The sequence below is a fragment of the Halobacillus sp. A5 genome (assembly GCF_024189315.1).
In the GTDB taxonomy this organism is placed as follows: Bacteria; Bacillota; Bacilli; order Bacillales; family Halobacillaceae; genus Halobacillus_A.
In genome coordinates, this window is sequence record NZ_JAIZEO010000001.1 from 786,340 (window position 1) to 800,538 (window position 14,199).

The window sequence follows — 14,199 nt, forward strand, 5'->3', positions numbered from 1 at the left end:
CGTAAACCAAAATCACGAATTAATTCTTAAATTCCTGATCTGACCTGTAAATAAAGGCAAATAACTCAGCAACTACATGATATAATTCCTCAGGTATCTGTTCATTTATATTCAATTCTGCCAATAGCTCTATTAAGCTTGCATCCTCTTGAATCGGAATACCTTCTTCACTTGCTTTATTTAAAATATTTTCTGCTACATAGCCTCTTCCTTTAGCTAAAACCCTTGGGGCTGATTGTTGTTCTGATTCGTATCCCAGTGCGACTGCGCGTTTTTGATTTCGTTTCATATTTTCAGGTCCACCCCCCTCTGATCCAACTTGTAATCAGAAGGCACGTCAGTATCTTTTCCTTGTTTAATAACGACGGAAGCCAGCTGATAATTTAATTGTTCAAGGTCTTTGCTCAACCTATTCTTTTGACCTTTAATTATTTTATCAATTCCTTCATTTTCGTTGTAAACCGTAACATTTACACTGCGCTGAATAATCATTAAATCTACAGCAGTCTCGTTCATGTGCTGTAGATTCAAATAAAACATAATTCTACATGTGTCAGGATCAATTTCTCCACGATTATTTTTTTTACTTTCCAAGTGAACATATGCATCTTCATTCAATTGAAAGAATTCCGCAGGGAACTGCATAGTGAGCTGCAGAGTCTGGGCGGTTTCATGTTGAGAGGCGATCTGTATTCCATTTAAAAGATGAAGTGCCTGTTTTAATATTTCATTATTTTTACTGCCGCTTTCCTGCAGACTATGTAACAACAGAGACTTCACAGTATTTTCTCTTACGTTAAATTGGTGTTCGGAGTCTTTAAGAAGCCCGGCTTCATCCTGAAAACCAGTTAACTGCATAACCGCTTTCATCTTTAATAGAATAGAATCCTTATTCAAACCTTCTAGCATGTTTCCTCTTAGAGTCCAGTCTAAAAATTGAGGGGCAGCCTCAGCTGAAACTTGACGCTGCACCAGAGATTGAACTTTATCATTAAATACAAGAGGAAGGTTGTGATTGCCCTCAGGATGTTTTATATAGGCCTCAATCTTTTGTATACCGGTTTTGAAACTTTCACCTAACGCTGCCTGTACTTTAGTAAAAACGGACTCATTTTTTAATATTTCATGAGTGTGGGAAAGTAGAGATATATTAGGTCTGCCATTAGACGAAATTGTGGAAAGTTGATTACTCCACTCCGACAAGGTTCTAAGCTGTTTTGGAGACACAGCCAACTGATCTTTAAATAAGGCTGCCATATGTTCTTTGAATTTCGAATCCGTCTGTATGAGCAGAGACTGCCGGTTATTTCTCTTAACTTCCTGTAATAGCTGATCCGTCTCGCTCCTGGTTAAGGGTACAGTCAGTTTTCTGCCGATTGCTTCTTCCATACGGCTTGTAAATTTACTAAACGTTACGTCAGAAGGAATAGCCTGAGCCTGTTTAAGTAGTAAAAAGCTCGAACGTTCACTACGGGAGAGTTCACGAATTAACTGGCTGTTAACAGCCGATGATAACGGAATGGCAGGTTTTCTTCCTGCAAACACATTGGCTGTATCTTGCAGTTTCGTACGGTTAACAGCACCTTTTTCCGCAACATCATTAAACATTTTTGACATTGAAATTGAACTTCTTTCTCTTAATGCTTGGAATATACTCTCCTTCACAGGAAGCTGTTTATCAAACATTTGAAGAAGAGCTTCTTTTGACTTAGTTGAGATTCCTTCTTTTTCCATTATGGTCAGAGCATTATATAAACTTTGATTCGTAAAGCTGCTTCCCCTCTTTAATAATTGCTGCAGGAAGGAAATATTCGTTTTTGTCGGCTTTTTTTCAATAGATTGTAGAACGTGAATCAAACTTTCATTCGAGCTGGAAGGATTGACAGACAATACTTTCAGCAAAGGCTGCTCATCTAAGTGCTTTACCTGCATAAGATACCGTTCTCCCTTTGTCAGCGGAGTATCAAGCTGAGCTTTCATTGTTTGATGGTTAATCTTCACAACCGCCTTATTCCCAGGTAAAATCTCCTTTATTTCTCCTTTAACCACCTGGCCGGCTCTAAGAGATCTAGAGAAATCTTTATTCGAACCTTGCAACGATTGAATAATTGCCTTAACAGCAGCCCTCACTCTGTTACACCTCCTATCAATCGATTCGTTCTTTGACTGGACTAAAGCTTTTTCGATGATACGGTGTAATTCCGTAATTCTGCAAAGCTTGTATGTGTTCCTTAGTTCCATACCCTTGATTATTCTCAAAATGATAACCAGGATATTTAACCGACAGCTCTTTCATATAGCGATCGCGTGTAACTTTAGCTATTATACTCGCTGCTGCTATAGACACACTCCTTTGATCACCTTTAATGATTGACTCCTGGTCGCACGGGACATCTTCCACCACCATAGCATCAATCAGCAATTGGTCAGGTATATCAGTCAACTGCTCCACAGCTCTCTTCATCGCCAGCTTGGTTGCGCGGTATATATTCAGCTTATCAATATCTATACTGGAAACCATTCCAACTCCAACATCTGCATGTTTTTTAATATAGTCGTAATATTCTTCTCGATTATGTAAGGATAACTGCTTTGAATCATATAACCCTTCTAAGTAAAATTTTTCTGGAAGTATTACTGCTGCAGCTACGACTGGACCGGCCAGCGGCCCTCTCCCTGCTTCATCTATGCCTGCAATTAGGGATTTACCTTTATTTCTAAACATATTTTCAAAAAATTTCATCTCTTGAAAACGAACTTTAAGCTTTTCCCTTATGCTTTTATTTCTTTCATGCTGAGCTACGAGTTTCTGAACTCCTTTTCGGTGATCATTTCTATAAACATTCAGTTCTTCTTCCGTCAGGTCACCTGAATCAAATCGAAGTTTGATTTCTTTTATAGTGCTGTTAACATTCAAGGTCTTCACTCCTGTACTGTATATATCGGCAGTTCTTTTAATAATTAAATGGCTCTTTTACACCATGGTGCTCATTTCATAATTTCCATTCATTCTTCAGCCAGCGTATGCGTCAATAGTTTTTCAAATCTAAAGCTCAACAGCAATTAAAATAGAAGGCAAAAATAAGAAAAACGCAATAAGAGACTCACCTCACATTGCGTTTTCCATCTATTCCGGTTGTTCAAAGCTGATTAAGCCTATCTTCCCGGTGCGCAAGTCTTGCAAAATGACATCGGCGGTTTTATCAAAATTAACCATACCTCCGCTTTCAAGACATCCTCGCTTTCGGCCAATCTGTTCGAATGCTTCCATAATATCATCATAAGATTGAAAACCGTATCTCATTTCCAATAATTCAGGATACCTGCTGCTAACGTAATCAAGAATATACGCAGCTACATCTTCTTTAGGTAAGATTGTATCTTTAATGGTCCCAATGGCTGCTAGGCGATAGCCGATCTCTTCATCTTCAAACTTCGGCCATAGAATTCCCGGAGTATCAAGCAGTTCGAATTCTTTTTTAACTTTAATCCACTGCTGTTTTTTGGTGACGCCCGGTTTGTCTCCCGTTTCAGCAGTCTTCTTATTGGCCAGTCTATTGATTAGAGTGGATTTGCCCACATTAGGTATACCGAGGATCATGGCTCGAAGTGGACGCGGTCGGACACCTTTAGCTTTTAACTTTTCCATTTTCTCTTTGCCGAGTTCTTTTCCTGATTGAATTACTTTTTGAATATCTTTCTTATTATTAGCTTCAATTGCGATAGCTGTAATCTGTTGTTCAGCATAATAGTTAATCCATTTATCTGTTAACGACGGATCAGCCAGGTCCTTCTTCATAAAGACTACAAGCTTTGGCTTGTTTTGCAAAAGCTGATGTAAAGATGGGTTCTCTGAAGAGTATGGAGCTCTCGCATCAACAAGCTCAATAACAAAATCGACTAATTTTAACTTTTCCTCTGCTTCTCTTTTTGCTTTGGCCATATGACCCGGATACCACTGGATCGTCATCATTTTCCTCCTCAGTCTAGCAGACCTATACGATTAATCGGCCAGTAGCTAAAAAGCCCTTCCCCAACTAATTGTTCGTAAGGTACCATTCCAATAGAACGGCTGTCCGTTGAATTATTACGATTATCTCCTAATACAAGCACTGTATCTTCAGGAACCGTTGCATGTCCTCCTGGAAGCTCCTCAATAGTAAAATCTTCAGTTAATTGCTCACCTTCCGCCAATTCCTGTTTCTGACCCTCTAAATAAGGCTCTTCCACCACTTCGCCATCAATATACAGATCGTCCCCCTGCATGGCAATCTCTTCACCAGGAAGGCCGATTATACGTTTAATGTAATCCTGCTGATCTGTCGCATGAAAGACAGCAATATCAAATCGGTCGGGCGACCCTAAAGAATAATTAATTTTACTAACAATTAAATGATCCCCATTATGTAAATTAGGTGACATAGACGGACCTTCTACGATCACCGGTGCGAATAAAAACACCCTGATAATCACGGCTAAGACCGCAGCAATCGCAAAAGCCTTAATCCATTCAAACCATTGCTTCTTCATTAAAATCAATCCTTTTCAAGAAATGCGATGCGGCTTGGGAGACACGACCCGCATAAGCCAAGCTGGAACTTTCTTCACGTAGAAGAACGGATTATGACTCGAGTGTCTAGCCGCTGCAGCTGAACAATCAGAAATGCGAGAGTTATTTGCTTTTAAATTTAGAAAAAAGGAGCTTGACGATGCAAGCTCCTTTTCACTAAATTAGATAATTTCTTTAATACGAGCAGCTTTACCACGCAGGTTACGCAAGTAGTACAGCTTAGCTTGACGTACTTTACCACGACGAGCACGCTCAATTTTAGCAATACGTGGTGAGTGTAATGGGAATGTACGCTCCACACCTACGCCGTAAGAAATCTTACGTACTGTAAATGTTTCGCTGATTCCGCCGTTTTGGCGCTTAATTACAACACCTTCGAATACCTGAATACGTTCACGGTTACCCTCGACAACCTTCACGTGTACTTTAACAGTATCACCTGGGCGGAAGGTTGGGTGGTCTGTACGAAGCTGTTCCTTCGTAATGTCATGAATTAGTTGTTGCATTTGTCTTCACTCCTTCTTAACTAATGCTCATATCTTCTATGAGAAAGCGGAACACCGTTTTAAAGCTTAAACCGAACGTTTAAGCACAACTGATAATATACCATAGAATTCTATATTTCGCAATAGGATAACCTTTATTTCCACTGCTCCAGCCACGCTTTTTCCTTATCCGTCAATTCACGATCCTCAAGGAGATCCGGTCTTCTGAAATAGGTTCGCTTCAGCGATTCGTAATGTCTCCACTCCTCAATTTTGGCGTGATTCCCAGAAAGGAGTACCTCAGGCACCTCATGTCCCCTAAACTCCCTTGGTCTCGTATAATGCGGGTGCTCCAGCAATCCGTTAGAAAAGGAGTCCTCCGGGGCAGAGCGTTCATTGCCTAACACATCCGGCAGTAAACGAACAACAGAATCAATTACTACCATAGCTCCTAACTCTCCGCCGGTTAATACATAATCCCCAATCGAGATTTCATCAGTCACGAGTTCCTGTCTTACTCTTTCGTCATATCCTTCATAATGCCCACATAAAAAGATGAGATGATCTTCTTTAGAGAGTTCTTCAGCTTTCTTCTGTGAATAAGGCTCTCCCTGGGGGCACATAAGAATTACTCTTGGTTGTGTATCACGCTTTTCTTTCGTTGTTTCTACAGCATCAAAAATGGGCTGTGGAGTTAAAACTAGTCCTGCACCACCGCCATAAGGATAATCATCCACTTTTTGATGTTTGTTTTCGGTGTATTCCCTGAAATTAACCGTTTGATAAGAAACTGCACCTTTATCAGCTGCCCTTTTCATCATCGACTGCTCCATCACACCATGAAACATTTCCGGAAAAAGTGTTAGTATATCGATATGCATTAGTCCAGCAGCCCTTCTAGTGGATCAATGATAATTTCTTTTTTCTCTGGACGAACTTCCTTAACCACTTCTTCGATGTAAGGGATTAGAGCATCCTTTGCACCTGCCCGTTTTACTACCCATACGTCATTTGCTCCAGGAGTCAGAATCTCTTTGACACTCCCGATTTTTTCACCAGAAGTAAGATAAACCTCCGAACCAATAATTTCGTGAAAATAAAATTCATGCTCTCCTAATACTTCCTGAGCGCCTGAAGAAACCTTTAAGTAACCATCACGTAACCTCTCGACATCGTTAATAGAAGGGTGATTCTCAAAGCTTAGTAAGTCAAAGCCTTTATGAATACGGTGACTCTTAACCACAAGCTCTTCCATTGAATTTCCTTCATTCACCCAATACAAAAGCTGCCCCGGTTCAAACCGATCATCAAAATCAGTGATGCGGCGAACCTTTACTTCACCTTTAATACCATGAGTATTAATGATTTGACCAACATTAAAATACTGCTCACTCATCTGATATCCTACCTCGCTCGTATGACTATTCCATCTTTAATGACAATTTGGCGGTCTCCTAACAGCTCTTCGTAATGATCGCCTTCTTCTACATTAATCAAAGTTTCTACTTCATCCACTTTTAATTCTTCGCCATTAGAAAGGGTTTCCAGCTGGTTCAACTGATACTGAAGCCGTTTCATTCTTTCCCTGCGAAGCCGGATTTCTTTATTAAAGCGTTGACGAACTTCATTTTGGTTAAACTCTTTATTTCTTTCAATTTTTTTCTGTTCAAATTGCAGCTGCTGGCTTTCATTATCCAGCTGATCATACTTTTTATTAAAACGATCCTTCAACGCTTGTCTGCTCGTTTCCGTTAAGATTTGCTTGACGGGTATTCGCTTGATAATCTGCATGACATTCCTGCCTCTTGTATGGATTTTTGTGTTAAAAAAAGGGAAAGGTTTCCCTCTCCCTTTTCTCACATGATATCTAAATAGACCCGTTTACTGGCATCTGAGCCTGCCGCATAAACCACCGTCCGAATTGCTTTAGCAATTCGACCGTTCTTTCCAATCACCTTACCAACATCTTCTTTGTGAACTGTTAAGTGGTAAACAACTTTGTTATTCTCTTCCTTAACGTTAACTTCGATCTCTTCTGGATGATCTACAAGCGGTGTAACGATCGTTTCGATCAAGGCTTTCATGATATCACGCTTCTTTACTTATTGTTTTTTTTATCGTGGAACTGCTTCATGATTCCTTCTTTAGAGAACAGGTTACGAACAGTGTCGCTTGGCTGTGCACCATTTGACATCCAACCCATAGCTTTTTCAGCATCAATATCAACATGAACTGGATTAGCTACAGGGTTGTACGTTCCGATTTGTTCAATAAAACGTCCATCACGAGGAGAACGTGAATCAGCAACTACTACTCGGTAAAATGGGTTACGCTTAGATCCCATGCGTTTCAGGCGGATTTTTACTGCCATATTTAACAACCTCCATTAATCTTTCTATTATAAATTGTTTCGCACAAGTTTAGATTTTAGCAGATGTTTTGATGTGTGTAAAGGATTTTTACATTACATAAAGGGGAATTTCATTCCTTTGCCCTTTTTCCCTTTTGTATTACTCATCTGCTTCATCATTTTCTTCATATCTTCAAACTGCTTTAATAGCCGGTTAACTTCTGAAACTGATCTTCCTGAACCTTTTGCTATACGTCTCTTACGACTTGCATTCATGAGTGAAGGATCCTGTCTTTCCGCCTTCGTCATCGATTGAATAATTGCCTCAACATGAACAATCTGCTTATCATCAAATGATGCGTTCTGCAGACCTTTCATCTTATTAGCGCCGGGAATCATATTGATTATTTCATCAAGAGGTCCCATATTCTTCACTTGATCCATCTGTTCGAGAAAGTCCTCAAAAGTAAATGAAGCATTACGCATTTTTGATTCAAGATCTTTAGCCTGCTTCTCATCAACCTGGGTTTGAGCTTTCTCAATAAGTGTAAGCATATCCCCCATGCCGAGGATTCTTGAGGCCATACGCTCAGGATGAAATTGTTCCAATTGGTCCAGCTTTTCCCCCATACCTGCAAACTTAATCGGTTTGCCTGTTACAGCTTTAATAGAGAGCGCTGCACCGCCTCGAGTATCACCATCGAGCTTTGTTAACAGCACACCCGTAACATCGAGCTGCTCGTCAAAGCTTTCAGCAACATTCACTGCATCCTGACCAGTCATGGCATCTACTACGAGAAAGATTTCATCTGGTCCTACAGCTTCTTTAATACGCTGAAGCTCTTCCATCAAGTCTCCGTCTACATGAAGACGACCTGCTGTATCGATAATGACATAGTCATGATGCTCTTCTTTCGCTTTATCCACCGCCTGCCTGGCAATATCCACTGGATCCGCATCTGTTCCTTGTGAATGAACAGGCATGTCCAGCTGCCTGCCGAGTGTTTCAAGCTGTTGAATAGCTGCGGGGCGATAAACATCTGCTGCAGCAAGGAGCGGTTTACGGTTATAGCTTTTGCGCAGTAAATTGGCAAGTTTACCTGTGGTGGTGGTTTTACCCGCCCCCTGTAAACCTACCATCATGATGACTGTCGGAGGACGCTGGGCAACGGCAATTTTACTTTCATTACCGCCCATTAACTCTGTCAACTCGTCCTTAACGATTTTGATGACCTGCTGACCGGGAGTTAAGCTTCCCATTACCTCTTCACCAACCGCACGTTCGCGGATACGCTTAACAAAATCTTTTACAACTTTAAAGTTTACGTCCGCTTCTAGAAGGGCTAGTCTGACTTCGCGGGTCATTTCCTTTACGTCCTGTTCGGAAACCTTCCCTTTCCCTTTAATCTTTTGTATCGATTGCTGCAAACGGTCGGATAAACCTTCAAATGCCATCGAAGGAACCCTCCTATTCTAATTCTTGTAGTTGCTGGAGCCATTTGTTTAATTTGTGATCGCTCTCTGCTTTAGACTCCATTTGCTGAAAGAGTTTTTGGCGTTTATCGAACTTTTCATACAAATGAAGTTTATTTTCATATTCTTCTAACATGGCTTCCGTTCGTCTTATATTATCATAAACGGCCTGCCTCGATACATCGAAATTCTCAGAGATTTCTCCTAAGGAGTAGTCTTCTAAATAATACAACTCCATATAATTCCGCTGCTTCGGAGTGAGTAATGATTGATAAAAATCAAACAAATAGTTAACTCGTGTCGTTTTTTCCAGCACGTTTATTCACTCCTTGTTAAGTGAAATACCTTTACATACAAATACTAACCGAGTTGGACGGGCAGTGTCAAGGTTTAACGTTCTTCCTGCTCTGTTTCCTGCTCTTCTATCATATCTGCAAATAAACCATAAACAAAGGCATTGGCATCAAAGGTTTCTAAATCGGTCACTCTTTCTCCTAAACCTACTAATTTAACAGGAATTCGAAGTTCGTTTCGAATAGCTAAAACGATTCCGCCTTTTGCCGTCCCATCCAGTTTTGTAAGAACAATCCCAGATACATCAGTAGCTTCGGAAAATGTCTTAGCCTGACTCATTGCATTTTGTCCAGTTGTAGCATCAAGAACGAGTAAGACCTCGTGCGGGGCTCCGGGCACTTCCCGTTCGATCACTCGTTTTACTTTTGATAATTCGTTCATAAGGTTTACTTTATTTTGCAGACGCCCGGCGGTATCACAAATCAGTATATCTGCTCCTTTAGATTTAGCGGACTGTATGCCATCATAAATAACTGCCGCAGGGTCGCTGCCCTCATTGTGCTTGATGACATTCACTCCAGCCCGTTTTCCCCATTCATCAAGCTGATCAATAGCCCCTGCACGGAAGGTATCGCCTGCAGCTAATGTAACCTTCTTTCCATCTGCTTTTAATTGATGAGCCAGCTTCCCAATCGTAGTCGTTTTTCCTACACCATTAACTCCTACGAATAAGTAAATCGTTAGTCCATCAGGATTGGTACTGAGTGCTTCTATACTTTCTTCCATTTCTTCACCGTAGTAAAGCTCTACTAGTTTTTCAGAAATGACTTCTTTTACCTCTATAGTGTCTTTAATGTTACGGCGTTTCACTTCCATCTCAAGCTCTTCAATCATTTCCATAACAGCATTAACCCCTACATCGGCAGAAATAAGTACCTCTTCCAGTTCTTCAAAGAAGTCTTCATCTACCGTGCGGTAGCGCGCCACAAGGTCGTTCAGCTTCGTAGAGAAGGAATTACGCGTTTTCTCTAACCCTTTTTTAAATTTAGAAGCAATGGAGTCATTATCTTGAACTCTATCTTCTTCTACTAATTCTTCCTCCGGTTCTTCTTCAGTAGTATCAGAAGCACGCTCTTCTTCCATAACCGTTTCCCCAACAAGAGCCTCTGCCTGATCAGTTTCCTTAATCGTTTCGGTTTCACCTTCTAAGGAAGTGTCAGTGTCAGCCTCATTCTCTTCAGGAGTCTCTGACCCACGGTGTTTTTCAAGCTCTTTATTGTCTTCTTTTTCTTCCACCGGATCTGGTTCAATAATAAATTTATCTTTTAATTTCTTAAAAAAACTCATCGTAACATCCTTTCTAGGCTTCCATTAGCTCGGCTGTTTCTTCAAGCCTGACTGAAACTAGTTTCGACACTCCCGACTCCTGCATGGTTACACCATACAAAACATCTGATTCTTCCATCGTGCCTTTTCTGTGAGTAATAACAATAAATTGTGTTTGTTCACTAAACTCTTTTAGAAATTTAGCAAAACGATTTACATTCGCCTCATCTAAAGCAGCTTCCACTTCGTCTAAAACACAAAAAGGTACTGGGCGAACCCTTAAAATCGAGAACAAGAGCGCAATCGCGGTTAACGCTCTTTCTCCGCCTGACAGCAAGCTTAAGTTCTGAAGCTTTTTTCCAGGCGGTTGAGCCACGATATCGACTCCCGTTTCCAGCATGTCGTCAGGATCTGTCAATTTCAAATCGGCTTGCCCTCCGCCAAATAAATCCTTAAAGACTTGTCCGAATTCTTCACTAATTTTTGTGAATGTATCTTCAAAACGTCTCTTCATTTCATAATCCATTTCGTCAATGATGGAATGAAGAGTATCTTTGGCTTCCTGCAGATCAGACTGTTGACCCGACAGGAAATCATAGCGTTCGACTATGCGGTCGTATTCATCAATAGCTCCTAGATTGACAGTCCCGAGCTCTTCTATAGCTCTTTTTATCAACTTAACTTGAGTTGAGGCCTGTTCCACATTATCTACTCTTGAATACTCTTTTTGAGCTTTTTCGAAAGTAGTAATATATTCACTTTGCAAGTATTCAAGCATATTTTCCAATTCAACGTCCAATCGATTCGTTTTTACTTCTTTTTGCTGGATATCCTGGACAAAATTTTGATGAATCCGCTGATTTTCTTTTAATATTTTTTCTTCTTCCTGAACAGCAGCGGAGAGCGAATTCCTTTCCTGTCTTCTATCCTGGATCAGCTGAGAAGTTTTTTCCTTCCGCCTTTTTGTTGTCTGCATTTTTTCTTCGAGTTCTTCTTCTGTTTCGTTCGACTCAGCTACCTCAAGAAGCTGGCCATAGGACTCACGGTTTTTTCTTATAGCCTCTTGAAGCTTACCCAGCTCTTGTTGCAGCCTGTCCGTCTTCTCCTGTTGATTGGCTACTTTTGACTCTTCTTCAACTTGTTTCATTTTTAATTCCTGATGACGTTCACGAAGCTTATCTTCATCTTCTTTTTGACGTTCTTTAGCTGCTGTGAGTCGATCGATATTCTCCTGAATCTCTTCAAGCTTCCCATGTATATCATTTAATTCTTTATCTAACGTAACGAGTCGTTCGCTTACATATTTTTTATCGCTGGAATACTGGGATTGGTCCTGATCGTAGATAAGCAGCTGATCGTTTAAATGATCAAGCTTTATCTTAAACTCTCTTTTGCTGGACTGACTTTCAAACTCTTTGTTTTTCACCTCGGTTAAAAGAGCCTGCACTTCTTCCTGCTGCTGTTGCTGAGTTTGGCTATTCTGCTTTAATCCCTGAACCTTTTTCTCTACTTCTTTAGCTTTTTCATCAAAAGAAGAAATTTTCTCCGTCAGCTCTAGCAACTCTTTTTCACGGGTAAATAGAGATTGATTCGATTTCTTCTGCGCACCACCGGACATAGATCCCCCCGGGTTCACAACATCGCCTTCCAATGTTACGATTCTGAATTTACGGTTGACCTCATTCGCAATGGAATTCGCGTGTTCTAAGGATTCTGCAATTACAATGTGGCCTAAAAGATGTTTTATGGCCGGCGCATAATGCTGCTTAAATTCAACAAGGTCTGCTGCTACACCCACAAATCCTTTTCGACCCGACAATTTAGACACAGTATGGGAGGGGATCGTTCTAGGCTGTATAGTTGATAAGGGAAGAAACGTAGCACGCCCTTTATTTGATTTTTTCAGCCACTGGATAGCCTGACGCCCTGTTTGTTCGTCTTTGACAATCACATGCTGAGCCTGAGCTCCTAAAGAAGTCTCTACGGCAGTAATAAGGCGGGAGGGGATATCAATGACCTCCAAAACAGCACCTTCAATTCCCTGAAGCAATGATTCTTCACGAGCTTTCAGTACTTCTCTTACACCTTGAAAGTACCCTGAGAAATCTTCCTTTAAATCTTCCAGCATTTCCTTTTTTGAACGAAGCTTCTCTAAATACTGGTACCCTTGATACAACTTCTGCTGCCATTCATCATACGATTTTTCATTTTCTGATATTTCATGCTGAACTTTCTTCTGCTGCTTTTCTAAATCAGTTCTTTCCGAAGCCAGCTCTTGAAGCTGTGCTTCTATTTCTTTTAAAGAAGATTGCAGTTCCTTGCGCTCAAGGTCTAATTCTTTGAATTTACCCTGCTGTGTGCCTTTTTTATTTTCCAGTTGCTCCAGCTGTCGCTCCAGTGATTGTTTTTCGTTACGTTTAGCTGCCTGTGCATTTAGAAGATCAATATAGTCGCTTTTATAATCTTCTATTTGAGCTTCGGTATCTTCCGTAACAAGGCTGAGTTCTTCAGATGTAAGCTTTATCTGTTTTTTCGTCTGCTGCCTTTCTTTCTTTACTTCATTAAGTTTATTCATTTCTTCATCGACTGTTTTTTCAAGAGTCTTAGATTGAGCAGTAAGTTCTTCGTGCTCTTCTTCAAGCTTCACTTTATTTTCGGAGAAATGCTTATGGCGTTCTTTCATTAACTCTTTCCTGCCTTCAAGGTTTTCCAGTTCTTTGGTCAATGAAAGAAGCGTCTCCTGAAGGTCTTCTAATGATTCATCCAGGGCTAGAATATGGTCTCTTTTTTCTTCAATTGAAGCACCTTTTTCTTGAAGTGCTGTGTTAAGTTCAGCTTCTTCCTGCTTTACTTTTTCAAGGTCTTTAAGAAGCTGCTCCCATTTTTTGTGGGCATCCTCAATTTGAGTGATAAGAAGCGATACTTCAATCTGCTTCAACTCATCTTTTTTATCTAAATAGTCTTTCGCTATAGATGCTTGTTCCTTTAATGGTTCCAGCTGAGTATTCAGTTCATGAATAATATCCTCTACCCGGTTTAAATTTTCCTGAGTTTCAAAGAGTTTATGCTCTGCCTTTTTCTTCCTTTGCTTATACTTAAGTACTCCGGCTGCTTCTTCAAAAATAGACCGGCGCTCTTCTGCTTTTGAACTGAGAATTTCTTCTACTTTACCCTGGCTGATGATAGAAAAAGCTTCTCGTCCTAAACCGGAGTCCATAAATAAATCTACAATATCTTTTAACCGGCAGGATTGGTTATTTATATAGAATTCACTTTCTCCTGAACGGTACACTCTTCTTGTGACACTTACCTCTTCGTAATCAAGCGGCAGGGTTTGCTGGTCATTGTTAAGTGTAAGGGTGACTTCTGCCATGTTTAACGCTTTTCTCGAGTCACTTCCGGCGAAGATAATATCCTCCATCTTTGCCCCTCGTAATGAACGAGCTGACTGTTCCCCTAATACCCATCTAATGGCATCTGTTATGTTACTTTTCCCACTGCCGTTTGGGCCTACAACTGAGGTGACTCCAGAAACAAACTCTACGGAAATCCGCTCAGCAAATGATTTAAATCCTACAGTATCCAATCGTTTGAGGAACATACTCATCCTCCTGTGTTTCACTTTTTTAACTTGTCTATTTTATCATAACCTTTAAGGTTTAGGTAAGTAGAGATCGACTTAGAAAGGTAAATCTTTTTTA

Annotated in this window: 15 protein-coding genes; all 15 read right to left on the minus strand. The window is 40.5% G+C overall.

Annotated features, from left to right (window positions below; all coding sequences use genetic code 11):
• Positions 1-19: 19 nt before the first annotated feature.
• The 15 genes from LF822_RS04135 to smc all read right to left on the minus strand — a co-directional run bounded on the left by LF822_RS04135 (position 20) and on the right by smc (position 14,099).
• The gene (locus tag LF822_RS04135) at positions 20-289 is read right to left on the minus strand and encodes an EscU/YscU/HrcU family type III secretion system export apparatus switch protein (protein ID WP_253922686.1); all 270 of its coding nucleotides are present in this window, start codon (positions 287-289) and stop codon (positions 20-22) included.
• On the minus strand, positions 286-2,130 hold the full coding sequence (locus LF822_RS04140; protein WP_253922687.1) for a hypothetical protein: 1,845 nt from the start codon (positions 2,128-2,130) through the stop codon (positions 286-288). The genes LF822_RS04135 and LF822_RS04140 overlap by 4 nt, the downstream gene beginning before the upstream one ends.
• Positions 2,131-2,146: 16 nt before the next feature.
• Positions 2,147-2,917 carry a ribonuclease HII gene (locus tag LF822_RS04145; RefSeq protein ID WP_253922688.1) on the minus strand — a complete coding sequence of 257 codons (771 nt, stop codon included), beginning with the start codon at positions 2,915-2,917 and terminating at the stop codon, positions 2,147-2,149.
• Between the two features lie 210 nt (positions 2,918-3,127).
• Entirely contained in the window at positions 3,128-3,970 is an 843-nt protein-coding gene (gene ylqF, locus LF822_RS04150; RefSeq protein ID WP_253922689.1) for a ribosome biogenesis GTPase YlqF, read from the minus strand.
• An 11-nt stretch (positions 3,971-3,981) separates the two neighbouring features.
• Positions 3,982-4,530 (minus strand): signal peptidase I, encoded by a 549-nt coding sequence (gene lepB / locus LF822_RS04155; RefSeq protein WP_253922690.1) that lies wholly within the window; start codon positions 4,528-4,530, stop codon positions 3,982-3,984.
• A gap of 201 nt (positions 4,531-4,731) precedes the next feature.
• Positions 4,732-5,076 (minus strand): 50S ribosomal protein L19, encoded by a 345-nt coding sequence (rplS, locus tag LF822_RS04160; protein ID WP_188376095.1) that lies wholly within the window; start codon positions 5,074-5,076, stop codon positions 4,732-4,734.
• A 134-nt stretch (positions 5,077-5,210) separates the two neighbouring features.
• Complete coding sequence (gene trmD / locus LF822_RS04165; RefSeq protein WP_253922691.1) at positions 5,211-5,936, minus strand: tRNA (guanosine(37)-N1)-methyltransferase TrmD; 726 nt, start codon at positions 5,934-5,936, stop codon at positions 5,211-5,213.
• The gene (gene rimM, locus LF822_RS04170) at positions 5,936-6,451 is read right to left on the minus strand and encodes a ribosome maturation factor RimM (RefSeq protein ID WP_253922692.1); all 516 of its coding nucleotides are present in this window, start codon (positions 6,449-6,451) and stop codon (positions 5,936-5,938) included. Before rimM ends, trmD begins: the two co-directional genes overlap by 1 nt.
• Positions 6,452-6,459: 8 nt before the next feature.
• On the minus strand, positions 6,460-6,846 hold the full coding sequence (locus LF822_RS04175; RefSeq protein ID WP_253922693.1) for a YlqD family protein: 387 nt from the start codon (positions 6,844-6,846) through the stop codon (positions 6,460-6,462).
• Positions 6,847-6,911: 65 nt separating this feature from the next.
• A complete protein-coding gene (locus LF822_RS04180) occupies positions 6,912-7,139 on the minus strand; it encodes a KH domain-containing protein (protein ID WP_253922694.1) in 228 nt (75 codons plus the stop codon).
• A 14-nt stretch (positions 7,140-7,153) separates the two neighbouring features.
• Entirely contained in the window at positions 7,154-7,426 is a 273-nt protein-coding gene (gene rpsP / locus LF822_RS04185) for a 30S ribosomal protein S16 (RefSeq protein ID WP_253922695.1), read from the minus strand.
• 93 nt (positions 7,427-7,519) lie between these two features.
• The gene (ffh, locus tag LF822_RS04190) at positions 7,520-8,860 is read right to left on the minus strand and encodes a signal recognition particle protein (protein ID WP_253922696.1); all 1,341 of its coding nucleotides are present in this window, start codon (positions 8,858-8,860) and stop codon (positions 7,520-7,522) included.
• Positions 8,861-8,873: 13 nt separating this feature from the next.
• Entirely contained in the window at positions 8,874-9,194 is a 321-nt protein-coding gene (locus LF822_RS04195) for a putative DNA-binding protein (RefSeq protein ID WP_253922697.1), read from the minus strand.
• A 74-nt stretch (positions 9,195-9,268) separates the two neighbouring features.
• Positions 9,269-10,519, minus strand: a complete 1,251-nt coding sequence (gene ftsY, locus LF822_RS04200) for a signal recognition particle-docking protein FtsY (RefSeq protein WP_253922698.1) — start codon at positions 10,517-10,519, stop codon at positions 9,269-9,271.
• A 13-nt stretch (positions 10,520-10,532) separates the two neighbouring features.
• Positions 10,533-14,099, minus strand: a complete 3,567-nt coding sequence (gene smc, locus LF822_RS04205) for a chromosome segregation protein SMC (protein WP_253922699.1) — start codon at positions 14,097-14,099, stop codon at positions 10,533-10,535.
• Between the last annotated feature and the right edge of the window lie 100 nt (positions 14,100-14,199).

Bases quoted from the DNA above. Each gene is read 5' to 3' on its own strand.
- LF822_RS04135 (WP_253922686.1), bottom strand. From the start codon at position 289: ATGAAACGAAATCAAAAACGCGCAGTCGCACTGGGATACGAATCAGAA.
- ylqF (WP_253922689.1), bottom strand. From the start codon at position 3,970: ATGACGATCCAGTGGTATCCGGGTCATATGGCCAAAGCAAAAAGAGAA.
- lepB (WP_253922690.1), bottom strand. From the start codon at position 4,530: ATGAAGAAGCAATGGTTTGAATGGATTAAGGCTTTTGCGATTGCTGCG.
- rplS (WP_188376095.1), bottom strand. From the start codon at position 5,076: ATGCAACAACTAATTCATGACATTACGAAGGAACAGCTTCGTACAGAC.
- trmD (WP_253922691.1), bottom strand. From the start codon at position 5,936: ATGCATATCGATATACTAACACTTTTTCCGGAAATGTTTCATGGTGTG.
- rimM (WP_253922692.1), bottom strand. From the start codon at position 6,451: ATGAGTGAGCAGTATTTTAATGTTGGTCAAATCATTAATACTCATGGT.
- LF822_RS04175 (WP_253922693.1), bottom strand. From the start codon at position 6,846: ATGCAGATTATCAAGCGAATACCCGTCAAGCAAATCTTAACGGAAACG.
- LF822_RS04180 (WP_253922694.1), bottom strand. From the start codon at position 7,139: ATGAAAGCCTTGATCGAAACGATCGTTACACCGCTTGTAGATCATCCA.
- rpsP (WP_253922695.1), bottom strand. From the start codon at position 7,426: ATGGCAGTAAAAATCCGCCTGAAACGCATGGGATCTAAGCGTAACCCA.
- ffh (WP_253922696.1), bottom strand. From the start codon at position 8,860: ATGGCATTTGAAGGTTTATCCGACCGTTTGCAGCAATCGATACAAAAG.
- ftsY (WP_253922698.1), bottom strand. From the start codon at position 10,519: ATGAGTTTTTTTAAGAAATTAAAAGATAAATTTATTATTGAACCAGAT.
- smc (WP_253922699.1), bottom strand. From the start codon at position 14,099: ATGTTCCTCAAACGATTGGATACTGTAGGATTTAAATCATTTGCTGAG.